This window comes from Streptomyces sp. NRRL F-5630 (genome assembly GCF_000719475.1).
In the GTDB taxonomy this organism is placed as follows: domain Bacteria; phylum Actinomycetota; class Actinomycetes; order Streptomycetales; family Streptomycetaceae; genus Streptomyces.
In genome coordinates this window covers 35,398-60,088 of the sequence record NZ_JOGO01000033.1, presented here as the reverse complement: position 1 = coordinate 60,088, position 24,691 = coordinate 35,398, and the positions used below count along the sequence as shown (strand labels likewise).

General features: G+C 73.0%; 18 protein-coding genes. 15 read left to right on the top strand and 3 right to left on the bottom strand.

Annotation, left to right across the window (positions count from 1 at the left end; translation table 11 throughout):
- Positions 1–24: 24 nt before the first annotated feature.
- A complete protein-coding gene (locus tag IF99_RS0116970) occupies positions 25–1,848 on the bottom strand; it encodes an AMP-dependent synthetase/ligase (protein ID WP_030997350.1) in 1,824 nt (607 codons plus the stop codon).
- Between the two features lie 385 nt (positions 1,849–2,233).
- The gene (locus IF99_RS0116965; protein ID WP_030997349.1) at positions 2,234–3,112 is read right to left on the bottom strand and encodes a LysR substrate-binding domain-containing protein; all 879 of its coding nucleotides are present in this window, start codon (positions 3,110–3,112) and stop codon (positions 2,234–2,236) included.
- A gap of 139 nt (positions 3,113–3,251) precedes the next feature.
- Between IF99_RS0116965 and IF99_RS0116960 the strand changes: the two genes are divergently transcribed.
- The gene (locus IF99_RS0116960) at positions 3,252–4,256 is read left to right on the top strand and encodes a bile acid:sodium symporter family protein (protein ID WP_030997348.1); all 1,005 of its coding nucleotides are present in this window, start codon (positions 3,252–3,254) and stop codon (positions 4,254–4,256) included.
- Positions 4,257–4,308: 52 nt separating this feature from the next.
- Entirely contained in the window at positions 4,309–5,544 is a 1,236-nt protein-coding gene (locus tag IF99_RS0116955; protein ID WP_030997347.1) for an MFS transporter, read from the top strand.
- Between the two features lie 246 nt (positions 5,545–5,790).
- On the opposite strand, the gene fdhD is transcribed toward IF99_RS0116955, so the two are convergent.
- On the bottom strand, positions 5,791–6,633 hold the full coding sequence (fdhD, locus tag IF99_RS0116950; RefSeq protein WP_030997346.1) for a formate dehydrogenase accessory sulfurtransferase FdhD: 843 nt from the start codon (positions 6,631–6,633) through the stop codon (positions 5,791–5,793).
- A 542-nt stretch (positions 6,634–7,175) separates the two neighbouring features.
- Here fdhD and IF99_RS0116945 point away from each other — a divergent pair.
- From IF99_RS0116945 to IF99_RS0116885, 13 genes are all read left to right on the top strand, one after another.
- Positions 7,176–8,123: a beta-ketoacyl-ACP synthase III gene (locus IF99_RS0116945; RefSeq protein WP_030997345.1), complete on the top strand. Its 948-nt coding sequence runs from the start codon at positions 7,176–7,178 to the stop codon at positions 8,121–8,123.
- A 263-nt stretch (positions 8,124–8,386) separates the two neighbouring features.
- Positions 8,387–9,568 carry an ROK family transcriptional regulator gene (locus IF99_RS0116940; protein ID WP_030997344.1) on the top strand — a complete coding sequence of 394 codons (1,182 nt, stop codon included), beginning with the start codon at positions 8,387–8,389 and terminating at the stop codon, positions 9,566–9,568.
- Between the two features lie 429 nt (positions 9,569–9,997).
- On the top strand, positions 9,998–11,485 hold the full coding sequence (locus IF99_RS0116935) for a sugar ABC transporter ATP-binding protein (protein WP_030997343.1): 1,488 nt from the start codon (positions 9,998–10,000) through the stop codon (positions 11,483–11,485).
- Positions 11,482–12,525 carry an ABC transporter permease gene (locus IF99_RS0116930; protein ID WP_030997342.1) on the top strand — a complete coding sequence of 348 codons (1,044 nt, stop codon included), beginning with the start codon at positions 11,482–11,484 and terminating at the stop codon, positions 12,523–12,525. Before IF99_RS0116935 ends, IF99_RS0116930 begins: the two co-directional genes overlap by 4 nt.
- A gap of 94 nt (positions 12,526–12,619) precedes the next feature.
- Positions 12,620–13,660 (top strand): substrate-binding domain-containing protein, encoded by a 1,041-nt coding sequence (locus IF99_RS0116925; RefSeq protein ID WP_030997341.1) that lies wholly within the window; start codon positions 12,620–12,622, stop codon positions 13,658–13,660.
- 76 nt (positions 13,661–13,736) lie between these two features.
- Positions 13,737–14,957, top strand: coding sequence for a Gfo/Idh/MocA family protein (locus tag IF99_RS0116920; RefSeq protein ID WP_030997340.1), 1,221 nt, complete (start codon positions 13,737–13,739; stop codon positions 14,955–14,957).
- Between the two features lie 13 nt (positions 14,958–14,970).
- Positions 14,971–15,975: a sugar phosphate isomerase/epimerase family protein gene (locus IF99_RS0116915; protein WP_030997339.1), complete on the top strand. Its 1,005-nt coding sequence runs from the start codon at positions 14,971–14,973 to the stop codon at positions 15,973–15,975.
- Between the two features lie 378 nt (positions 15,976–16,353).
- Entirely contained in the window at positions 16,354–20,031 is a 3,678-nt protein-coding gene (locus IF99_RS0116910; protein WP_030997338.1) for a ThuA domain-containing protein, read from the top strand.
- 145 nt (positions 20,032–20,176) lie between these two features.
- Complete coding sequence (locus IF99_RS0116905; RefSeq protein WP_030997337.1) at positions 20,177–21,325, top strand: inositol-3-phosphate synthase; 1,149 nt, start codon at positions 20,177–20,179, stop codon at positions 21,323–21,325.
- Positions 21,322–22,320, top strand: a complete 999-nt coding sequence (locus IF99_RS0116900; protein ID WP_078655120.1) for an SCO3242 family prenyltransferase — start codon at positions 21,322–21,324, stop codon at positions 22,318–22,320. The genes IF99_RS0116905 and IF99_RS0116900 overlap by 4 nt, the downstream gene beginning before the upstream one ends.
- Positions 22,317–23,231 carry a sugar phosphate isomerase/epimerase family protein gene (locus IF99_RS0116895; RefSeq protein WP_030997335.1) on the top strand — a complete coding sequence of 305 codons (915 nt, stop codon included), beginning with the start codon at positions 22,317–22,319 and terminating at the stop codon, positions 23,229–23,231. The genes IF99_RS0116900 and IF99_RS0116895 overlap by 4 nt, the downstream gene beginning before the upstream one ends.
- On the top strand, positions 23,228–23,842 hold the full coding sequence (locus IF99_RS0116890) for an EboA domain-containing protein (RefSeq protein ID WP_030997334.1): 615 nt from the start codon (positions 23,228–23,230) through the stop codon (positions 23,840–23,842). The genes IF99_RS0116895 and IF99_RS0116890 overlap by 4 nt, the downstream gene beginning before the upstream one ends.
- Complete coding sequence (locus IF99_RS0116885) at positions 23,842–24,690, top strand: TatD family hydrolase (RefSeq protein WP_030997333.1); 849 nt, start codon at positions 23,842–23,844, stop codon at positions 24,688–24,690. The genes IF99_RS0116890 and IF99_RS0116885 overlap by 1 nt, the downstream gene beginning before the upstream one ends.
- Position 24,691 lies beyond the last annotated feature (1 nt).

Here is a 24,691-nt window from a genome sequence, read left to right as displayed (position 1 = left end):
TTCCCTCGCGCGGCGGGGCCTGGCTCAGCTCCGGTACAACGCCGCGATCTCGTGCGCGTACGCCTCCTCGATCGCCTTGCGCTTGAGCTTGAGCGAGGGCGTGAGCAGCCCCTGCTCCTCGGTGAAGGGGCGGGCCAGGATGCGGAAGGTACGGATCGACTCGGCCTGCGAGACGCGCGTGTTCGCCGCGACGACCGCGCGGCGCACCTCCCGCTCCAGCTCCGGATCGCGCACCATGGCCGCCGGTTCGCGGACCGGCTCCCCGCGCATCTTCAGCCAGTGCGTCACGGCCTCCGCGTCGAGCGTGACGAGCGCGGAGATGTACGGGCGGTCGTTGCCGAGCACGACGCACTGGGCCACGAGCGGGTGCTCGCGCACCCGGTCCTCCAGCGGCGCGGGGGAGACGCTCTTGCCGCCCGAGGTCACGAGGATCTCCTTCTTGCGGCCGGTGATGGTGAGGTAGCCGTCCTCGTCGAGGCGCCCGATGTCGCCCGTCGCGAGCCAGCCCTCGCGCAGCGCCGTGTGCCCGCTGCGGGGCGTGTTGAGGTAGCACTGGAAGACGTGCTCCCCGCGCAGCCACACCTCGCCGTCCTCCGCGATGCGGACCGCCGTCCCCGGCAGCGGCTGTCCCACCGTGCCGAAGCGGGCCCGGCCGGGCGGGTTCGCCGTCGCCGCCGCGCTCGACTCGGTGAGCCCGTACCCCTCGTACACCGTCAGCCCCGCGCCTGAGAAGAACAGCCCGAGCCTGCGGTTCATCGCCGAGCCGCCCGACATCGCGTACCGCAAGCGGCCGCCGAGCACCGCACGCAGCCGCGCGTACACGAGCTTGTCGTAGAGCTGGTGCTGCATCCGCAGCTGAGCCCCCGGCCCCGCGCCCCGCCCCAGCGCCCGCTGCTCGCGCGCCTCCGCGTACCGCACCGCGACGTCGACCGCCTTCGCGAAGACGCCGCCGCGCCCCTCCGCCTCCGCCCTGCGCGCCGCCGAGCGGTAGATCTTCTCGAAGATGTACGGGACCGCGAGGACGAAGGTGGGCCGGAAGGCGGCCATCTCGGGAAGGAGCGCGTCCGCGCTGAGCCGCGGTTGATGCCCGAAGCGCACCCGCCCCCGCACCGCGGCGACCTCCACGACGCGCCCGAAGACGTGCGCGAGGGGCAGGAACAGCAGCGTCGACGCCTCCTCGCCCCGGTGCGGCGTGAAGACCTCCTGCCACCCGCCGAGCAGGGTGTCGGACTCGAACATGAAGTTGCCGTGGGTCAGGACGCAGCCCTTGGGGCGGCCCGTCGTGCCCGAGGTGTAGATGACCGAGGCCACCGAATCGGGGGTGACCGCCCTGCGGTGGCGGTGCACCACCTCGTCCGCGATGCCCGCGCCCACCGCCATCAGCTCCCGCTCAGCGCCCGCGTCGAACTGCCACAGGCGCCGCAGGTGGGGGAGCCGGTCGACGACCGAACCGACCGTCATCGCGTGGTCCTCGTGCTCCACGAACACGGCGGTGGCCTGCGCGTCGTGGAGCATCCAGTACACCTGCTCCGCCGACGACGTCGGGTACACGGGCACGACCTGCGCGCCCACCGCCCACAGCGCGAAGTCGAGCAGCGTCCACTCGTACCGCGTCGGCGCCATCAGCGCGACCCGGTCCCCGAAACGGATGCCCTCGGCGAGCAGCCCCTTCGCGACCGCGAGTACCTGGTCGCGGAAACCGGCCGCCGTCACGTCCTGCCAGCGCCCGCCGCTCTTGCGGGCGAGCACGACCCGGTCCGGGTCCTCGATCGCATGGTCGAAGACGCAGTCGGCGAGGCCGCCCACCGGCCGCGCCCGGGTCAGCGGGGGCTGACTGAACTCGCGCAAAGCTGCTCCTCGGGGCGCCGCGCAACCCCGCGCCGGGCTGGCGCGGGTGCGGCGCCGAGACGCTACCGCAGGTAAGGGCGACCAGGGGAGCCCTCGCGCGACGCCTGGCCCGCCCGCATATGCCCCGAATCCGCCCGCGAACCCGCTCCAACCGGGGCGCAGCGGGGCAGGTGGTGAGGAGAATCACGGAGGATCGCCGACGGAGGAGTGAGTACCGCGCGGCCCTCCTCCACGGAATCTTCCCCGAAGCGGCACGGGCTTCCGCGGGTGAGACGGCGTCAGGTGGGCAGGGGACCGCCGACGGCCTGAGGAGCCGGCCCCTCGCGGCGCCGTGCCGCCCGCTTCCGTTCCCCTCCTGGCCGTGACGCCCCGGTCCGCCGCTCCCTCACCCGCCGTCCCCTCGGCCGCCGCGCAACCGGTCCCCGCTCGCCAGGATCGCCTCCGCGAGGGCCCGCCCCGGCTCCCGCGCCTCGGCGCGGCGGTCGTCGTGGACCAGGACGAAATCGACGTCACCGAGGGCCGGGAGACCCGCCCGCTCGGGGACCCTGACCAGGCCCGGCGGGATCAGGCCCCGCGCGTGCGGCATGACCCCGAGGCCCGCGCGGGCCGCCGCGACGAGCCCGTTGAGACTGCCGCTCGTGCATGCGACGCGGTACGCGCGGCCCTCGCGCTCCAGGACGCGCAGCGCCCGGTCGCGGGTGATGCCGGGCGGCGGGTACACGATGAGCGGGAGCGGTCGCTCCGGATCGAGCCGCAAGCGTTCGCCGCCGATCCACACGAGCGTGTCCCGCCACACCAGCACCCCGTGCGTCTCCTCCGCCCGCCGCTTGGCGAGCACGAGGTCCAGGCGCCCTTCGGCGAGCCGCTTATGGAGCGTCCCCGACAGCTCCACGGTCAGCTCCAGGTCCACTTCCGGGTGCGCCCGCCGGAAGGACTCCAGGATCTCCGGGAGCCGGGTCAGGACGAAGTCCTCGGAGGCCCCGAAGCGCAGCCGACCGCGCAGCCGCGTCCCCGCGAAGTGCGCCGCCGCCTGCTCCTGCACCGCGAGGAGGCGCCGCGCGAAGCCGAGCATCGCCTCGCCGTCCTCGGTGAGCGCGACCGAGTGCGTGTCCCGGCCGAAGAGCGGCCTCCCGGTCTGCTCCTCCAGGCGCCGTACGTGCTGGCTCACCGTGGACTGCCGCACCCCGAGCCGCTGCGCGGCCCGCGTGAAGCTCAGCGTCTGCGCCACGGTGAGGAAGGTGCGCAGGTGGGAGGGGTCGTACACGGTGGGGGAGTGTAGTCCCGGCCATCGCGCCGCGCGATAGCAGTCAGAGCGGTGTACGGGGTTCCCGATCAGCGACCGGGTGCGGCACGATCGATGGCGCCCCCACGCTTCTCCGCACGCCCCCGAGGACGGCCCCGCCATGAAACGCCCGCGGCTCCCGCTGGACCCGTACATCCTGTCGCTTCTCGGCACCGTCCTGCTCGCCGCGCTGCTCCCCGCGCGCGGCGGCGTCGCGAGCGGCGCGGCGGGCGCGTCGACGGCCGCCGTGGCACTGCTCTTCTTCCTGTACGGGGCGCGCCTGTCCACCGCCGAGGCGCTCGACGGGCTGCGGCACTGGCGGCTGCACGTCACCGTCCTGGCCGCGACGTTCCTCGTCTTCCCGCTGCTCGGCCTCGCCGCCTACGCCCTGCGCCCCTGGCTCCTGAGCCCCGGCCTGTTCACCGGCTTCCTCTTCCTCACTCTCGTGCCCTCGACGATCCAGTCCTCGATCGCCTTCACCTCGCTCGCGCGCGGCAACGTGCCCGCCGCGATCTGCGCGGGCTCCTTCTCCTCGCTCTTCGGCATCGTCCTCACCCCGCTGCTCGCCGCCGCGCTCCTCGGCGACAGCGGCGGCTTCTCGGCGGGCTCGCTCGGCAAGATCGTCGTGCAGCTCCTCCTGCCGTTCCTCGCCGGCCAGTTCCTGCGCCGCTGGGTGGGCGGCTTCCTGACCCGGCACAAGAAGGTGCTCGGGTACGTGGACCGCGGCTCGATCCTCCTGGTGGTCTACACGGCGTTCAGCGAGGGCATGGTGCGAGGCATCTGGCACCAGGTCACCGTCCCGCGCCTCCTCGCCCTGCTCCTCGCCGAGTCGGCTCTCCTCGCCGCGATGCTCGGCCTGACGTGGTGGGGCGCGGGGCGCCTCGGCTTTCCCCGGGCCGACCGCGTCGCGATCCAGTTCGCGGGCTCGAAGAAGTCCCTCGCCTCGGGCCTGCCCATGGCGAGCGTCCTGTTCGGCGCCCACGCCTCGCTGGCGGTGCTGCCGCTGATGGTGTTCCACCAGATGCAGCTCATGGTGTGCGCGGTGATCGCGCGCAGGCGGGCCGCGGAGGGAGCCCCCACGGAGCCTGCCGAGGCGGCCGCCGTGACGGGGAGCGGGCGGGGCTGAATAGGGTGGGGACACGTCCCCCGCAGCGCCGCCTTCCCGGAGACCGCACCTCATGGATTCCGTGCCTGTGGACCCGCTGGTCCGCCGCCACCGCCTCGCCCTCAACCTGTGCTTCGCGATCCCCGGTGTCTCGCTCGCCACCTGGGTCACCCGCACCCCCGACGTGCGCGACAGCCTCGGCGCCTCGACCGCCGAGATGGGACTCGTGCTCTTCGGCATGTCGATCGGCTCGATGCTCGGCATTCTCGCCGCGGGCGGTCTGGTGGCCCGCCGCGCGACCCGCCCCGTCATCATCGCGGGCATGGCGCTGGTGCTGGCGGGCGTCGGTGTGGTGGCACTCGGCACGGGGGTGTCGGCGGCGCTCCTCGTGGCCTGCGGCCTCCTGCTCATCGGCGCGGGGGCGGGGCTCTCGGAGGTGGCGAGCAACGTCGCGGGGGTGCACGTGGAGCGGCAGATGGGCCGCCCGGTCCTGCCCGCGATGCACGGCTGCTACAGCCTCGGCACGGTGGTCGGCGCGGGGCTCGGCGTGGCCGGGGCGGCGGTCGGCTTCCCCGTGCCGTGGCACCTGGCCCTCGTCCTCCTCCTCATGACCGCCCTCTTCGCGTACGCGATCCCGGGGCTGCGGCCCGGCATCGGCGGTACGCGCACGGGCGAGGCTACTGCGGTGCGGGAACGCCGCCTGTACCTCGACCCGCGACTGCTCCTGATCGGCGGCCTCGTCTTCGGCATGACCCTCGCGGAGGGCGCCGCGACGGACTGGCTGCCGCTTCTCATGGTCGACGGCCACGACATGCCCCCGGGGCTCGGCTCGCTCGTCTACACGGGCTTCGCGGCGACGATGGCCGCGGGACGCTTCGCCGGAGGGCCGGTGGTGACCCGCTTCGGCCGCGCGAAGGTGCTGGGCGTCGGAGCGCTCCTCACGGCGGTGGGCATCGCCCTGGTCTCCTTCGTGGACAACCCGGCACTGGCGGGCTGCGCGGTCCTGCTCTGGGGCCTCGGCACCTCCCTGGGCTTCCCCCTGGCCCTCTCGGCGGCGGGCGAATCGGGCCCGGACACGGCGGGCCGAGTAGCCCTCACCTCCCGCATCGGCTATGTGGCCCTCCTGGCGGGCCCGCCGTGCCTCGGCTTCCTGGGCGACCACAACGGCCTCCGCGCGGCGATGCTCCCGGTCCTGGCCCTGACGCTCATGTCAGCGGCCTTCTCCCCGGCGACGTCGCCCCGCCCGAGGAAGGCGATCCCGGGGCCACGCCCGCAGCAGGCCAGGGCGGACGAGGAACGGGCGAGCTGAGGGGCGGGGGAGGAGCCCCGGGGGCACCGCTGGGGCGCGAGCGCGTGGCGCAGGCGGCACGCGGGACTCGCGCAGGTCCGCCCTCGTCGGCCGAGACTCCCGCGCACGCCGTCCGTTCGCCGGTTGACAGCGGCCACCGCGGCCGGACTGACGGGCACCCGCGGGTGTTCGTCGCGCGCGCTGCCCCTGATCCGGCGATCCGGGGCAGCGCACGGCGCTCACCCGATCCGGGGCAGGGCACGGCGCTCACACCTCCGCCTGTTCCAGCACCAGCCTTTCCTCTCCCGCGTACACGTTCATCGACTCCCCGCGCAGGAACCCCACCAGCGTCATCCCCGTCTCCGCCGCCAGGTCCACCGCCAGGGAGGACGGGGCCGAGACCGCTGCCAGGACCGGGATGCCCGCCATCACCGCCTTCTGGGCGAGTTCGAAGGAGGCGCGGCCCGAGACCAGGAGGATCGTGCGGCTCAGGGGGAGACGGCCGTCGGTGAGGGCGCGGCCCACGAGTTTGTCGACCGCGTTGTGGCGGCCGACGTCCTCGCGGACATCGAGGAGTTCCCCCGCTTCGGAGAAGAGCGCCGCCGCGTGGAGGCCGCCCGTGCGGTCGAAGACGCGCTGAGCGGCGCGCAGGCGGTCGGGGAGCGCGGAGAGGAGAGCGGGGGTGAGGCGCAGGGGCGGGGTGTCGGCGAGGGGGAAGTGGGTCGTCGTGCGGACGGCGTCCAGGCTCGCCTTTCCGCACAGACCGCACGACGAGGACGTGTAGACGTTCCGTTCGAGGGTGAAGTCGGGGAGGGCCACGCCCTCGGCGAGCCGCACGTCCACGACGTTGTACGTGTTCGAGCCGTCGTCGGTCGCCCCGCCGCAGTACACGATCGACCGCACGTCGTCGGCGGAGGAAAGGACGCCCTCGCTCACGAGGAAGCCGGCGGCGAGCGCGAAGTCGTCGCCCGGGGTGCGCATCGTGATGGCGAGCGGCTTGCCGGCGAGCCGGATCTCGAGGGGCTCCTCGGCGACGAGCGTGTCGGGACGCGCCGAGACCACGCCTTCCCGTACGCGGGTGACCCGCCGCCGTTCCGTCACACGTCCCATGAGCGGCCCGCCCTTTCCCGTCCGTACCGGTTCGCCACGACGCCGCCTGCCCCTCAAGGGCGACGGCACGCCGGTACGAGCCTGCCACGGCCCTCGGGACGACGGTACGGGGAGGGGGCCGGTCGGCGACGGTCCGCTCCCCGTGTCCCTCCTGCGGAGACGCCCGGCGCAGCGTGTTTCGCGGTGCGGTGCGAGGCGATGCGGTGCGCGCGAGGGCGGCGGCGCCGAGCCGGGCGGACCCTCGGCCCGCCGCAGGGTGCCGACGCGCGCCGGGGAGTCGGGTGCGGGCGGGGACACGCGGTACCTCCCCGGCGACACCGGCTGACCGCACTCGGGGTGCTCCCGCGCTCGGGTGCTCCCGCACTCCTTGGCGCCCCCTGTTCACCCCGCACGCCCCTGGCGCCTCCTGGTTCTGGGTGAACTCTCCAAGCCCGTTGCCCGAATCCTGTCGCTTTACCCATCTCCGTACCCGTCGGTAGGTGATCACGCTGGAGCAATCCGTCTCACGACAGCGGAACACGGCTACGGAGGGCAAGACCCCCATGAACGGTTCACGGATCGTCGCGCTCGGTCACTACCAGCCGGGCCGGGTGCTCACCAACGAGGACCTCGCCGGCATGGTCGACACCAACGACGCGTGGATCAGGTCCCGCGTCGGCATCAGGACCCGGCACATCGCCGGTGACGACGAACCGGTCGACGAGCTGGCCGCCTACGCGGGTGCCAAGGCGCTCGCCGCCGCCGGGCTCGCCCCCAACGCCGTCGACATGGTGATCGTCGCGACCTCCACCGCCGTCGACCGCTCGCCCAACACCGCCGCCCGCGTCGCCGCGCGGCTCGGGATGCCCTCACCCGCCGTGCTCGACGTCAATGTCGTCTGCGCGGGCTTCACGCACGCCCTCGCCCTCGCCGACGCCACCGTCCGCGCGGGCAGCGCCCGGCAGGCCCTCGTCATCGGCGCCGACAAGATGTCCGCCGTCACCGACTGGACCGACCGCAGCTCGTGCGTCCTCGTCGGCGACGGAGCGGGCGCCGCCGTCGTCGAGGCGACCGCGGAGGACGAGGAGCCGGGGATCGGCCCCGTGCTGTGGGGCTCGAACCCGGCGATGGGCAACGCGGTACGCATCGAGGGCACCCCGGCGCGCTTCGCGCAGGAGGGGCAGACCGTCTACCGCTGGGCCACCACCCAGCTGCCCGCCATCGCCCGGCAGGTCTGCGAGCGCGCCGGGCTCACCCCCGAGGACCTCGCGGGCGTCGTGCTCCACCAGGCCAATCTGCGCATCGTGGAACCCGTCGTGCGGCGCCTCGGCGCCGTCAACGCCGTGATCGCCAAGGACGTGGTGGACTCGGGCAACACCTCGGCCGCGAGCATCCCGCTCGCCTTCTCCAAGCTCGTCGAGCGCGGCGAACTGAGCAGCGGCGACCCCGTCCTCCTCTTCGGCTTCGGCGGAAACCTCTCGTACGGGGGCCAGGTCGTCCGCTGCCCCTGAACCCCCACCCATCGGGGCGAATCACCCGCCCCTCCCGTTCCTCGACCCCCGCTCCCCGTCCCTTTGTCCTGTGCCGGGAGAAAGTAGGGGCCAATTCCCGCGCAAGTCCTTCCCCTTCCCGAACCCCACTGCTACGTTCCACGTCGAAAGCGCGAACGCCCGTGAGCGCGAAAACGCCGCGACCCGCCGCAAGCGGGCCGCGGCGGCGGGCGGGGGCGAGGGAATCGGACGGCCGGTGAGGCGGGGAGGGGCGCGTGAGACGCATGACAGCACGACCCGCCAACACGCATCAGGCACGCTTACTGCGACTGCTGCGCGACGGGGGCCCCAACTCCCGCGCCCAGCTCGGTGACCAGGTCGACCTCTCGCGGTCCAAGCTGGCCGTCGAGGTGGACCGGCTCCTGGAGACCGGGCTCGTCGTGGCCGACGGGCTCGCCGCCTCCCGGGGCGGCCGGCGCTCGCACAACATCCGGCTCGCGCCCGGACTCCGCTTCCTCGGCGTCGACATCGGGGCCACCTCGATCGACGTCGCCGTGACCAACGCCGAGCTGGAGATCCTGGGGCACATCACGCACCCCATGGACGTCCGCGAGGGACCGGTCGCGGTCTTCGAGCAAGTCCTCGCCATGGCGGCGAAGTTGCGGGCATCGGGCTTCGCCGACGGTTTCGACGGCGCCGGCATCGGCGTGCCGGGACCGGTCCGCTTCCCCGAGGGCGTGCCCGTCGCGCCACCGATCATGCCCGGCTGGGACGGCTACCCCGTCCGCGAGGTCCTGAGCCAGGAACTCGGCTGCCCCGTCATGGTCGACAACGACGTGAACCTCATGGCGCTCGGCGAGCAGCATGCCGGAGTCGCCCGCTCCGCCGGTGACTTCCTGTGCGTCAAGATCGGCACGGGTATCGGGTGCGGGATCGTCGTCGGCGGCGAGGTCTACCGGGGCACCACAGGCAGCGCGGGCGACATAGGGCACATCCAGGTCGAGCCCGAGGGCAGGCCCTGCGCCTGCGGCAACCGAGGCTGCCTGGAAGCTCACTTCAGCGGTGCGGCGCTCGCCCGCGACGCGGAGGACGCGGCCCGCGACGGCCGCTCGCCCGTGCTCGCCGAACGCCTCCACACGCAGGGCGCGCTCAGCGCGGCCGACGTGGCGGCGGCAGCGGCGGCGGGCGACACCGCGGCCCTCGACCTCATCCGCTCCGGAGGCGACCACACCGGACAGGTGATCGCCTCGCTCGTCAGCTTCTTCAACCCGGGACTCGTGGTGATCGGCGGCGGGGTCACCGGCCTCGGCCACACCCTGCTCGCCGCCATCAGGACCCAGGTCTACCGCCAGTCCCTGCCCCTCGCCACGGGCAACCTGCCCATCGTCCTGGGCGAGTTGGGCCCGGCCTCCGGAGTCATCGGCGGCGCCCGCCTCATCAGCGACCACCTCTTCTCCCCGGCCTGACCCCGAAAGGGCCGGCACCTCAGGTACAGCGCCACCCGCACCACCGCCCGACTCGCACCACTGCCCGAGCCGCACCACTCGCACGACTCGCACGTCCGCCCGAGCCGCACGACTCTCCCGACTCGCACCACTCGCCCGACTCGCACCACCGCCCGAGCCGCGCCGTCATCAGCCACGCCCGAAAACAGCCGCACTCCCGACCCGCCGCACCACGCGTTCACCACCCGCACCGAGAAGACGGCCCCTCCGGCACCCGGGGAGCGGGGCGTGGGGCGGAGCACCGCGCGACGGGTCCGGGGGACACCCCCGCGCGCGGCAGCCCGCACCACGCCACGCCCACAGCGCACCCGTATTCCCGAGGGGACCCTCGCTATGGCACCAGCGCACCACCACTCGGAAGAGAGCCCGCCGCAGGCGAGCCTCCTCACGATGACCGGCATCACCAAAGCCTTTCCCGGCGTCCGCGCCCTCGACGGCGTCGACCTCGACGTGCGCCCGGGGGAGGTGCACTGCCTGCTCGGCCAGAACGGCGCCGGGAAGTCCACCCTCATCAAGGTGCTCGCGGGCGCCCACCAGCCCGACGAGGGCACCATCGTCTGGCGCGGCGAGGAAGTGACCCTCAAGTCCCCCAGCGCCGCCATGGCGTTGGGAATCGCCACGATCTACCAGGAACTCGACCTCGTCGAGCACCTCTCGGTGGCCGAGAACATCTTCCTCGGCCACGAGCGCACCAGCGCCGGTTTCGTGGTGCGTCCCGGCTCCGCCCGTGCCGAGGCGAGCACACTCCTCGCCCGCCTCGGCCACCCCGAGATCGACCCGGGCGTCCTCGTCGGCAAGCTCTCCGCCGCGCACCAGCAGATCGTCTCGATGGCCCGCGCGCTCTCGCACGACGTACGGCTCATCGTCATGGACGAGCCCTCGGCCGCGCTCGACCCGGACGAGGTCGAGAACCTCTTCCGCATCGTCGCCGACCTCACCTCCGACGGCGTCGCCGTCGTCTACATCTCGCACCGCCTGGAAGAGATCCGCCGCATCGGCGACCGGGTCACCGTCCTCAAGGACGGCCGCGCGGTCGCGGGCGGGCTGCCCGCCGAGTCCACGCCGACGAGCGAGGTCGTCTCGCTCATGACGGGCCGCAAGGTCGAGTACGTCTTCCCCGCGCGCCCCACCGAGGCGCCGGGTGCCACCGTGCTCAAGGTCGAGAACCTCAGCAGGGACGGGGAGTTCGCCCCCGTCGACTTCGAGGTGCGAGCCGGGGAGATCGTCGGCCTCGCGGGTCTCGTCGGCTCGGGACGCTCGGAGATCCTGGAGACGGTGTACGGGGCGCGCAAGCCCACGAGCGGGACCGTCACCGTGGACGGGCAGGCCCTGCGCCCGGGCAGCGTGCGCTCCGCCGTCCGCGCCGGGATCGGGCTCGCGCCCGAGGAGCGCAAGGCACAGGCCCTCCTCGGCCTCGAATCCGTCACGCGCAACGTCTCGATCTCGACGCTCTCGCGCTTCTCGAAGGGCGGCTGGATCGAGCGCGGCAAGGAGCGCGCGGCGGCCCGCGCCGCCACCCGCGAACTGTCGCTGCGCCCCGACAACCCCGACGCGCAGGTGCGCACCCTCTCCGGAGGCAATCAGCAGAAGGCCGTCCTGGCACGCTGGTTGCTGCGCGGCTGCAAGGTGCTGCTGCTCGACGAGCCGACGCGCGGCGTCGACGTCGGAGCGCGCGCCGAGCTGTACGCCGTCATCCGCAGGCTCGCCGACGACGGTCTCGCCGTCCTGCTCGTCTCCAGCGAGGTCCCCGAGGTCCTGGGGCTCGCCGACCGTGTCCTCGTCCTGCGCGAAGGCACCGTGGTGCACACGGCGCCCGCCCAGGAACTCGACGAATCCCGCGTACTCGACCTCGTCATGGAAGGGAGCCCGGCGTCATGACGCAGCCCGCCTCACCCGCGCGCGAAGACGGCACGGGAACCGCCGCCGCACCGCCCGAGAAGTCCCCGGGGACGGCCCCGAAGCCCGTCCCCGCCAAGCGCCTGGTCCGCTGGGACGGGCGCACGCTCACGCTCGTCGGCGTCCTCGTGGCGCTCGCCCTGGTGGGCGCCATCACCAAGCCGGACCAGTTCATCGCGACCTCGAACCTCCAGCTGATCCTGACCCAGTCCTCGGTCATCGGGGTCGTCGTGGTCGGGGTCACCTTCGTCATCATCTCCGGCGGCATCGACCTCTCGGTCGGCGCGATCGTCGCGCTGGCCTCGGTGTGGGCGACGACCGTCGCGACGCAGGAGTACGGCTTCTGGGGCATCCTGTTCACCGCGCTCCTCGTCGGGCTCGCCTGCGGGCTCATCAACGGGGTGCTCGTCGCGTACGGGCGGCTCGTCCCGTTCATCGCGACGCTCGCGATGCTCGCCTCGGCGCGCGGGCTCGCCCTCCAGATCACCGACGGCCAGACGCAGATCGTCTCCGTGAAGTCCGTGCTCGACCTCGGCCGGCGCGAGAACTACGTGCTCGGCATCCCGCCCCTCGTGATCGTCTTCCTCGCCGTCGTGGTCGTGGGCTGGCTCCTTCTGAACCGCACGACCTTCGGGCGGCGCAGCGTCGCGGTCGGTTCCAACCCCGAGGCGGCCCGCCTCGCCGGGATCGACGTCCGCCGCCAGCGCCTCTACCTCTACCTGCTCTCGGGACTGTGCTGCGGCATCGCCGCCTTCCTGCTCGTCGTCCTGGTGGGCTCCGGCCAGAGCACCAACGGCAACCTGTACGAACTCGACGCCATCGCCGCCGCGATCATCGGCGGCACCCTGCTCAGCGGCGGGCGCGGCACGATCGTCGGCTCCGTGCTCGGCGTGCTGATCTTCACCACGATCAACAACATCTTCGCGCTCAACAACCTCCAGACGGACGTCCAGCAGATCGCCAAGGGCGCCATCATCGTCATCGCCGTCCTCGTCCAGCGCCGCGACGCCCGCGACACCTGACCGCGCGGCCCCACGCCGCCGCACCCCCCGCACACGCATCCCCGCACCACTCCACCGCCCTCGCAGTACACGCCCTACGGGAAGGGTCACCGCCATGTCACACGCCACGAGCCGCAGAGGACTCCTCTTCGGTGGTGTCGCGGTCGGCGCGACCGCGCTGCTCGCCGCCTGCACCAGCAACGAGCCGGCCGAGGCCAAGGAGGAGAAGACCGACGCGGCCCCGGCCGCCGAGGAGTCGGGCAAGCACGTCACGATCGGCTTCGCGGGGCCCCAGGCCGACCACGGCTGGCTCAACGCCATCAACGTCCAGGCCACCGAGCGGGCGAAGAAGTACTCCGACATCACCTTCGAGAAGACCGAGGGCTCCAACGACACGGCCACCCAGATCGGCCAGATCGACACCCTCATCAACAAGAAGGTCGACGTCCTCGTCATCCTCCCCGCCGACGGCAAGGCCCTCACGCAGGCCGGGCTCAAGGCGATGCGCGCCGGAATCCCCGTGGTCAACCTGGACCGCATCTTCGACACCCCGCAGGCGTACCGCTGCTGGGTCGGCGGCGACAACTACGGGATGGGCCTCAACGCCGGGCGCTGGATCGGCGAGCAGCTCAAGGACAAGAAGAACGCTAAAGTCATCGAACTCGCGGGCACCGACAGCCTGGAGCTGACCCGGCAGCGCACCAAGGGCTTCGACGACGCCCTGAAGAACTACCCGAACATCAAGAAGGTCGCCCGCCAGGCCGCCGAGTTCACCGTCGAGTCGGGCCAGTCCAAGATGGCCCAGCTCCTGCAGGCGCAGAAGTCCTTCGACGCCTGCTGGAACCACGACGACGACCAGGGCGTCGGCGCCCTCCAGGCCATCGAGCAGGCGGGCCGCGACGGCTTCATCATGGTCGGCGGCGCCGGTGCCCGCTCCGCGATGGACCACATCAAGGCGGACGACGGCGTGCTCAAGGCCACCGTTCTCTACCCGCCGACGATGGCGGCCTCCGCGATCGACCTCGCCCGCGCCCTCGGCCAGGGCAAGGGCGTCTCCGGCCTCTCCGAGGCCGAGATCCCGACCCAGCTGACCCTCTACTCGGCCGTGGTCGACAAGACCAACATCGACCAGTACCTGTCGACCGGCTTCAAGTAGGCCCGCGCGGCAGCAGGGGGGTTGACCCCGGCGGGGCCGGCCCCCCACTCGTATCTCGCCAAGGAGGAATGACCGGATGAGCACTACGGAGCACGAGGACGAGTCGGCCGCGAGCCCGCCGCGCCTCGGCGTGGGGATGGTCGGATACGCCTTCATGGGCGCCGCGCACTCCCAGGGCTGGCGCACCGCGGGGCGGGTCTTCGCGCTCCCGCTGCGGCCCGAACTGGCCGCCCTGTGCGGGCGCGACGCGGCGGCCGTGACGGAGGCGGCCCGGCAACTGGGCTGGGCGGCGGCCGAGACGGACTGGCGGGCGCTGATCGCCCGTGAGGACGTCGACCTCGTCGACATCTGCACCCCGGGCGACAGCCACGCCGAGATCGCCATCGCGGCCCTGGAGGCCGGCAAGCACGTGCTGTGCGAGAAGCCGCTCGCGAACACGGTCGCCGAGGCCGAGGCCATGGTCGAGGCGGCCCGCGCGGCCCGCGCGCGCGGACAGCTCGCGATGATCGGCTTCAACTACCGCCGCGTGCCCGCCGCCGCCTTCGCCCGGCAGCTCGTCGCCGAAGGCCGCCTCGGCACGCTGCGGCACGTCCGCGTCACCTACCTCCAGGACTGGCTGACCGACCCCGCGTCCCCGCTCACCTGGCGCCTGGACAAGAGCAAGGCCGGTTCCGGCGCGCTCGGCGACCTCGGCGCGCACATCGTGGACCTCGCGCAGTACCTCACGGGCGAACCACTCGTCGGCGTCTCCGCGCTCACGGAGACCTTCACGACCGAGCGCCCCGTCCCCGAGGGGGCCGGAGCGTGGCTCGGCAGCACGGGCCAGGGCGGGCGCCTCGGCCCGGTCACCGTGGACGACGCGGCCCTCTTCATCGGCCGCACGGCCTCGGGCGCCCTCGCCTCCTTCGAGGCGACCCGCGTCGCCGCGGGCCGCAAGAACGCGCTGACGCTCGAACTCAACGGCTCCAAGGGCTCGCTCTCCTTCGACCTGGAGCGGCTCAACGAGCTGTCCTTCCACGACCACACCGAGCCGGCCCCGACGAGCGGCTTCCGCCGCATCCTCGTCACCGAGCCGGAACACCCCTACCTGCACGCCTGGTGGCCGCCGGGCCACGGCCTCGGCTACGAACACACCTTCGTCCACCAGGCGCGCGACCTCGTGCACGCCCTCGCCACCGGCGAGCAGCCGGAGCCCACCTTCGAGGACGGGCTCCAGGTGCAGCGGGTGCTGGCCGCGGTGGAGGAGAGCGCCGCGAAGAACTCCGTCTACACCCCCGTGCCCCAGCAGACCTCCTGAGAAAGGGCCTCGCATGTCACGTGACTACACACTCTTCACCGGCCAGTGGGCGGACCTGCCTCTGGAGAAGGTCTGCGAACTGGCTCGGGACTTCGGTTACGACGGTCTCGAACTCGCCTGCTGGGGAGACCACTTCGAGGTCGACAAGGCGCTGAACGACCCGGGCTACATCCCCTCGCGCAAGGCACTGCTCGACAAGTACGGGCTGAAGGTGTTCGCCGTCTCGAACCACATGTCCGGGCAGGGCGTGTGCGACCACCCCATCGACGAACGGCACCAGAACATCCTGCCCGCCCGCGTATGGGGCGACGGCGAGCCGGAGGGCGTGCGGCAGCGCGCGGCCGAGGAGATGAAGAACACCGCGCGGGCCGCCGCCGCGCTCGGCGTGGACACCGTCATCGGCTTCACGGGCTCCTCGATCTGGCACCTCGTCGCGATGTTCCCGCCCGTCCCCGAAGGCATGATCGACCGCGGCTACGAGGACTTCGCCGCGCGCTGGAACCCGATCCTGGACGTCTTCGACCAGGAGGGCGTGCGCTTCGCCCACGAGGTGCACCCGAGCGAGATCGCGTACGACTACTGGACGACCGTGCGCGCCCTGGAGGCCGTCGACCACCGTCCGGCCTTCGGCCTCAACTTCGACCCGAGCCACTTCGTCTGGCAGGACCTCGACCCGGTCGGCTTCCTCTACGACTTCCGCGACCGGATCTACCACGTGGACTGCAAGGAGGCCCGCAAGCGCCTCGACGGGCGCAACGGCCGCCTCGGCTCGCACCTGCCCTGGGGCGACCCGCGCAGGGGCTGGGACTTCGTCTCCGCCGGGCGCGGCGACGTGCCCTGGGAGGACGTCTTCCGGATGCTCGGCGCCATCGGCTACGAGGGCCCCGTGTCGGTCGAGTGGGAGGACGCCGGGATGGACCGGCTCCAGGGCGCCCCCGAGGCGCTGGCCCGGATGCGCTCGTACGACTACGAGCGGCCCACCGCCTCCTTCGACGCGGCCTTCAGCACCAAGGACTGACTCCGGCGCACCCGCTTCCGGTGCCCCCGCGCCTCCCGGCCGGGCGACCCGGAGCGGTGCGCCCGGTGCCCCCGGCCCGTGGCCCCGACCGCCACGGGCCGGTCAGGGCTGCCCGCCCGCGCCTTTGTCCTCCGGCGGGAAAAAGACGAACTCGCCTGTGTCCAAGGGCTATGCCGCGCGGACAAAGCTCCACTACCGTCCCTGAACGTGTACAGGATCTCGCGGTACACACGGCACCACCACACGGCACCACCGCACAGCACCACCCCGCACCACGGCACCACGGCAGTACGCACCACGCACCACGCAGCACGCCCCGGACGACGGCGCGCCCGGGGCCACCCGCCCGTACGACCGGCCCCCTGTGGAGGCACTCTCGTGCACAGGAAACGCCAGGGATTCCGAAGAGGTCTCGCGCTCTTCACCGGAACCCTGCTCACCGCCGCATCCCTCACCCTCGTCGCACAGCCCGCGGGCGCCGACGAGCCCGAGACCCCCGAGTTCCAGCAGGTGACCCTCGCCAAGGGTGCCGCGGAGACCGGGGAGCCCATGTCCCTCGCGGTCCTCCCCGACCGCAGCGTCCTGCACACCTCGCGGGACGGCACCCTGCGCCTGACCGACAAGAACGGCATCACCAAGGTGGCCGGCAAGCTCGACGTGTACTCGCACGACGAGGAAGGTCTCCAGGGCGTCGGCATCGACCCGGACTTCGCCGAGAACCGCGCGATCTACCTGTACTACGCGCCGCCGCTCGACACCCCGGCCGGGGACGCCCCCGAGAACGGCACCGCCGCCGACTTCGAGCCCTTCGACGGCGTCAACCAGCTCTCGCGCTTCACGCTCGCCGAGGACGGCACCCTCGACAAGGCGAGCGAGAAGAAGGTCCTCGACGTCAAGACCTCGCGCGGCACCTGCTGCCACGTCGGCGGTGACATCGACTTCGACGCCGACGGCAACCTGTACCTGTCGACGGGCGACGACACCAACCCCTTCGCCTCCGACGGCTACACCCCGATCGACGAGCGCGCGAGCCGCAACCCGGCCTTCGACGCCCAGCGTTCGGCGAGCAACACCAACGACCTGCGCGGCAAGATCCTCCGCATCAAGGTCCACGAGGACGGCAGCTACGACATCCCCGAGGGCAACCTCTTCGCCCCCGGCACCGACAAGGCCCGCCCCGAGATCTACGCGATGGGCTTCCGCAACCCCTTCCGGCTCAATGTCGACAAGGAGACCGGCATCGTCTACGTCGGCGACTACGGTCCCGACGCCGGTGCCGCCTCGCCGAGCCGGGGCCCGGCCGGACAGGTCGAGTTCGCCCGCGTGACGAAGGCGGGCAACTTCGGCTGGCCGTACTGCACGGGCAAGAACGACGCCTACAACGACTACGACTTCGCCACCGGGCAGTCCGGCGCCACCTTCGACTGCGCCGCGCCGAAGAACGACTCGCCGAACAACACCGGGCTCACCGACCTGCCGCCCGCACAGGAGGCGTGGATCCCCTACGACGGCGGCTCCGTGCCCGAGTTCGGCACCGGCTCCGAGTCCCCGATGGGCGGCCCGGTCTACCGCTACGACGAGAACCTCGACTCGCCGGTGAAGTTCCCCGAGGAGTACGACGGGGACTTCTTCGCGGGTGAGTTCGGCCGGCAGTGGATCAAGCGCATCGAGCAGGACGCCGACGGCACGGTCCAGTCGATCAACGACTTCCCGTGGTCGGGTACGCAGGTCATGGACATGGCCTTCGGCCCCGACGGCGCCCTCTACGTCCTCGACTACGGCCTCTCCTGGTTCGGCGGCGACGAGAACTCGGCGCTCTACCGCATCGAGAACGTCACCGACGGACGCGCCCCGGTCGTGGAGGCGAGCGCGAACAAGACCTCCGGCCAGTCCCCGCTGCGCGTCGCCTTCTCGGCGAAGGGCAGCGACGGGGACGGCGACGAGATCAGCTACAGCTGGGACTTCGGCGACGGCTCCAAGAAGGTCGCCGGCGCCGAAGCCGCCCACACCTACCGTACGGACGGCACCTACACGGCCGTCGTGACCGCGACCGACTCCACCGGCCTCACCGCGACCGCGAGCGTCCAGGTCGTCGTCGGCAACACCGCCCCGACCGTCAAGCTGGAGGCCCCGGCGGACGGCGCGCTCTTCAAGTTCGGTGACAAGATCCCGTTCAAGGTGACCGTCACCGACCCCGAGGACGGCACGATCGACTGCTCCAAGGTCACCGTCCGCTACATCCTCGGCCACGACAGCCACGGCCACCCGATCACCTCGGCGACCGGCTGCGAGGGAACCATCACGGCGCCCGCCGACGCCGAGCACGACCCCAACGCCAACATCTTCGGCGTCATCGACGCGGAGTACACGGACAACGGGGGCGGCGGCCAGGCCAAGCTGACCGGGCACGCCCAGGTCCAGCTCCAGCCCAGGCACCGCCAGGCCGAGCACTTCAACACCTCCTCCGGCGTCAAGGTCTACGACAAGGGGCAGGCCAACGGCGGCAGGTCGGTCGGGGACATCGACGACGGCGACTGGATCGCCTTCAGCCCGTACAACCTGACCGGCTCCAAGAAGCTCACCGCGCGCGTCGCCTCGGCCGGTGCCGGCGGCTACCTCGAAGTCCGCACGGGCTCGCCCACGGGCACCCTCCTCGGCTCCACCTCGGTGCCGAAGACCGGCGGCTGGGAGACCTTCCAGAACGTCGACGTCAAGCTCGCCCAGGTGCCCAAGAAGAGCACCTCGCTCTACCTCGTCTTCAAGGGAGCCACCGGGCAGGGCTCGCTCTTCGACATCGACGACTTCGAGATCACCTCGGACACGGCAGTCAAGGGCAGCAAGCGGCTCCTGGTCTTCTCCAAGACCGCGGGCTTCCGCCACGACTCGATCCCCGAGGGCGTCAAGGCGCTCAAGGAACTCGGCGCCGGGTCCGGCATCACCGTCGACGCGACCGAGGAGGCCGGGCAGTTCACCAAGAACAACCTCGCCAAGTACGACGCGGTCGCCTTCCTCTCGACGACCGGTGACGTCCTCGACGCGGACCAGCAGGCTGCCTTCGAGGCGTACGTCAAGGGCGGGGGCGGCTACATGGGCGTCCACGCCGCGGCCGACACCGAGTACGACTGGAAGTTCTACGGCGGCCTCGTCGGCGCCTACTTCGACTCGCACCCGCAGATCCAGGAGGCGACCGTCCGCGCGGAGGGCCACGACCACCCCGCGACCGAGAGCCTCAAGGACGCCTGGCAGCACACGGACGAGTGGTACAACTACCGCACCAACCCGCGCTCCCAGGCCAAGGTCCTCGCCACCGTGGACGAGACCAGCTACAGCGGCGGCAACATGAAGGGCGACCACCCGATCGCCTGGTGCCAGCCCTACGAGGGCGGTCGCTCCTTCTACACCGGCCTCGGCCACACCAAGGAGTCCTACGCCGAAGCCGACTTCCGCGCCCACCTGCTCGGCGGCATGAAGTACGCCACCGGCCAGGTCAAGGCGAACTGCAAGCCGAACAAGGACTACCGCCCGCTCTTCAACGGCCAGTCCCTGGACGGCTGGAAGCAGGCCGGCCCCGGGAAGTTCTCGATCTCCGACGGCGCCCTGCACTCCGAGGGCGGCATGGGCCTGCTGTGGTACCAGGCCAAGGAGTTCAAGAGCTACTCCCTCAAGCTCGACTGGCGGATGCGGGGTGACGACAACTCCGGTGTCTTCATCGGCTTCCCCGCCTCGGACGACCCCTGGTCGGCCGTGGACAAGGGCTACGAGGTCCAGATCGACGCCACCGACGCGGACGACCGCACCACCGGCTCGATCTACACCTTCAAGTCCGCCAACCTCAAGCTCCGCGACCAGGCACTGCGCCCGCCGGGCCAGTGGAACTCCTACGAGGTCAAGGTCCAGGGCGAGCGCGTCCAGGTGTACCTGAACGGCACGAAGATCAACGACTTCACCAACAAGGACCCCGAGCGCTCCCTCAAGGACGGCTACATCGGCATCCAGAACCACAGCGACGCCGACCACGTGTCCTTCCGGAACATCCAGATCAAGGAACTCCCCTGAGTACGGGCGGGACGCCGGGCCCCCGGGCGCGGCGTCCCGCCCGCCCCTGAGACGGCGGTGGGCGGGGGACGCCGGACCCCCGCCCACCGCTCCCCCCGGCCGCACCATCCCGGCACCCGCAGGTTCGTATGACAGGAGGCTGCCCATGTCCACCGAACCGACCTCCACCCCCACCCCTTCCCCCGCGAAGACCCGTACCGGCGTCTGGCTCGTCGGTGCCCGCGGCTCCGTCGCCACCACCACCGTCACCGGTGCCGCCGCCGTCGCCGCCGGGCTCCACCCGGCCACCGGCATGGTCACCGAGACCCCGGCCTTCGCCGACGCCGGCCTTCCCCCGCTCTCCGCGCTCGTCTTCGGCGGCCACGACACCACCGCGTGCCCGCTGCCCAAGCGCGCCGAGCAACTCGCCGCCGCCGGGGTCCTCCCGCACGGCCTGCCCACCGCGCTCGCCGCCGAACTCGCCGCCGCCGACGAGGAGATCAGGCCCGGCGGCCCCGGACCCGGCGACACACGCGGCGACGAGGAGCTGATCGCCGCCTTCGCCGCCGACCTCACCGGCTTCCGCACCCGGCACGACCTCGCCCGCGTCGTCGTCGTCAACGTCGCCTCGACCGAGCCCGCTCCCGGAGCGGGCGACGCGCGCCTGCCCGCGAGTTCCCTCTACGCCGCCGCCGCGCTCGCCGCAGGCTGCCCCTACGTCAACTTCACCCCGTCGACCGGCCTGCACCACCCCGCGCTCGCCGCGCGCGCGGCGGCCTGCGGCCTCCCGTACGCGGGCCGCGACGGCAAGACCGGGCAGACGCTGCTCCGCTCCGTCCTCGCCCCCATGTTCCACCAGCGCGCCCTCGCCGTACGCGCCTGGTCGGGAAGCAACCTCCTCGGCGGCGGCGACGGCGCCGCCCTCGCCGACCCGGCCGCGGCGGCGGCGAAGAACGCGGGCAAGGAACGCGTACTCGCCGACACACTCGGCACCGCCCCCGAGGGCGAGGTGCACATCGACGACGTCCCCGCGATGGGCGACTTCAAGACCGCCTGGGACCACATCGCCTTCGACGGCTTCCTCGGCACCCGCATGATCCTCCAGACCATCTGGCAGGGCGTCGACTCCTCCCTCGCCGCGCCCCTCGTCCTCGACCTCGCCAGGCTCCTCGCCCGCGCGCACGAGAGCGGCCTCACCGGGCCGCGCCCCGAACTCGGCTTCTTCTTCAAGGACCCGGACGGCGGCTCCTCCTCGCTCGCCGAGCAGTACACCGCACTCCTCGCCTTCGCCGGACGGCTGGGGGAGACCCGGTGACCCCGGCGCTCGTCCCGCCCCCCGCCCCCGCGCCCGGCACCCGGGCCCGGCTCGGCGCCTGGGCCGAACTCCTGCGCGTCTCGGCGCTGTTCACCGTCCCGGGCGACGCGCTCGCGGGCGCCGCCGCGAGCGGCGCTGGCAGGCCCCGGACGACCGCGCTCGCCGTCGGCTGCTCGCTGTGCCTCTACGAGGCCGGCATGGCGCTCAACGACTGGGCCGACCGTGCCGAGGACGCCGCCGAGCGCCCCCACCGCCCGCTGCCCTCGGGCCGGATCACGGCGCCCGCCGCGCTCCTCGCCGCGAGCGCGCTCACCGCCGCTGGACTCGCCCTCGCCGCCCGCGCCGGCCGCCCCGCGCTCCTCGTCGCGGGTGCCCTCGCCGGCACCGTGTGGGCCTACGACCTGCGGCTCAAGCACACCCCGTGGGGCCCCCTCGCCATGGGCGCGGCCCGTGGACTCGATGTGCTCCTCGGCGCGGCCGCCCAGCCCGGAGGCCGCACACGCGCCGCCCTCGCGGCGGCGGGCACCCTCACCGCCCACACCACCGCCGTGACCGCCGTCTCGCGCCACGAGGTGCGTGGCGGCTCCACCGGCGCCCCGCTCGCGGCACTCGCGGCGAGCACGGCGCTCGGCGCGGCGCTGATACGGGGCGCGCTCGGCCGCACGAGGAGCACCCCGCGTACGGGGCACAGCGCCCCCGTACCCCCCGCACCCCCGGCGGGCCGGGTGGCAGCAGCCGCCCCCGGCCCGCCGGGCTCCCTCCTCGCCGCCGCGCTCGCCACCGGGTACGCGGTGAGCGCGGGCCGCCCGTTCCTGCACGCCGCGCTCAACCCCTCGCCGCAGCTCACCGGGCGCGCCGTCGGCGGCGGCATCCGCGCCATGATCCCGCTGCAAGGCGCCCTCGCGGCCCGTACCGGAGCCCTCGGCACGGCGCTCGCGACCGCCGCGCTCGCGCCTCTCGCCAAGGCCCTCTCCAGGCGGGTGAACCCGACATGAGCACCCCCCGATTCGGCTACGGCACCAACGGCCTCACCGACCTGCGCCTGCCCGACGCCCTGCGCCTGCTCGCCGACCTCGGCTACGACGGCGTCGGCCTCACCCTCGACCACATGCACCTCGATCCGCTCGCAGAGGACCTGCCCGCCCGCACCGCCCGCGTCGGCGCGCTGCTCGCGGAACTGGACCTCTCCGTCACGGTCGAGACCGGCGCCCGCTACGTCCTCGACCCGCGCGCCAAGCACGGGCCCTCGCTGCTCGACCCCGACCCGGACCGCCGCGCGCTGCGCACCGGACTGCTCCTGACCGCCGTCCGCGTGGCCGCCGACCTCGGCGCGCACGCCGTGCACTGCTTCAGCGGCGTCCTCCCCGAGGGCCAGGACGAAGGGGCGGCCTGGGACCGGCTGCTCGGCGCGCTCGCCCCCGTGCTCGACGCGGCCGGAGCCGCCGGGGTACCCCTCGCCATCGAGCCCGAGCCCGGTCACCTCGTCGGCGACCTCGCGGGCTTCCACCGCCTGCGCGGCCTCCTCGGGGACCCGGCCCCGCTCGGTCTCACCCTCGACATCGGCCACTGCCAGTGCCTCGAACCGAAGTCGCCCGCCGACTGCGTCACCGAGGCCGCGCCCTGGCTCCGGCACGTGCAGATCGAGGACATGCGCAGGGGCGTCCACGAGCACCTGCCCTTCGGGGACGGCGAGATCGACTTCCCGCCCGTGCTCGCCGCCCTCGAAGCCACCGGCTACCAGGGCCTGACCGTCGTCGAACTGCCCCGTCACTCCCACGCCGGTCCCCATCAGGCCGCGCGCTCCCTGCCGTTCCTGCGCGACGCCGCCCGCCGTGCCGCCGAAGGCGCGGGAGCCGCCGCCGGGGCACAGGCCGGCGACGTGGCCGAAGGAGGTGTCCCCGCATGAGCGCCGACACGTGGCTCACCACCGCACTCGACGAGGTCGCGGACCCCGCGGCGACCGGCCCCGGGGGGCTCCCGCTGTGGGAGGTCAGGCTCGCCGAGGCCGGGCGCGCCTGCGGTCCCGGGCGCGCCGACGAGGCCCGCACGGCGCTGCTGCGCGCGGCCCGTCCCGACACCGCCGCGCTCGCCCGCGTCTACCGGCACGGCACGGGAGCCGAACGCCGCGCCGTCCTCACCGTCCTCGACGCGCTCGTCCCCGACGACTCCGCGCTCCCGCTCGTCGAGGACGCCCTGCGCACCAACGACACGCACCTCGTCGCCGCCGCGCTCGGCCCCTACGCCGCCCGGCACCTCGACGCGCACGCCTGGCGCCACGCGGTCCTGAAGTGCCTCTTCACCGGCGTTCCCGTCGCCGCTGTGCACGGCCTCGCGCACCGCGCCCGCGGCGACGCGGAACTCGTCCGGATGCTCGGCGACTTCGCCGCGGAGCGCACCGCCGCCGGGCGCACCGTGCCCAAGGACCTGCGCACCGTGCTCGCGCACGCCGCCACCCCCACCGAAGGCGCCCCCGAGGGCGTGCCCGCAGGCGTCCTGCGAGGCGAGGAGGAGAACTGATGCGCATCTTCGACCCCCACATCCACATGACCTCGCGCACCACCGACGACTACGAGGCGATGCACGCGGCCGGTGTCCGCGCCGTCGTCGAACCCGCCTTCTGGCTCGGCCAGCCCCGCACCAGTCCCGAGAGCTTCTACGACTACTTCGACGCCCTCCTCGGCTGGGAGCCCTTCCGCGCCGCGCAGTACGGCATCGCGCACCACTGCACCCTCGCCCTCAACCCCAAGGAGGCCGGGGACCCGCGCTGCACGCCCGTGCTCGACGCCCTGCCCCGCTACCTCCTCAAGGACCACGTCGTCGCCGTCGGCGAGACCGGCTACGACTCCATGACGCCCGCCGAGGACCACGCCCTCGCCCACCAGCTGACGCTGGCCCACGAGTTCGGCCTCCCCGCGCTCGTCCACACCCCGCACCGCGACAAGCTCGCCGGACTGCGCCGCACGATCGACGTCGTCCGCGAGTCCCCGCTCGCCGCGGACCGCGTCCTGCTCGACCACCTCAACGAGACCACCGTCAAGGAGGCCAAGGACTCGGGCGCCTGGACCGGCTTCTCGATCTACCCCGACACCAAGATGGACCCGCACCGCATGGTCGCGATCCTCCAGGAGTACGGGACGGACAAGGTGCTCGTGAACTCGGCGGCCGACTGGGGCCGGAGCGACCCGCTGCTCACGCGGACGACGGGTGAGGCGATGCTCGCCGCCGGTTTCACCGAGGACGACGTCGACCAGGTCCTGTGGCGCAACCCCGTGGCCTTCTACGGCCTCTCCGGCCGTCTCGACCTCGACCGCGAGGCCCCCGGGGCGCTCCACGAGGGCAACTCCATCCTGCGCGGGGGTGAGTGAG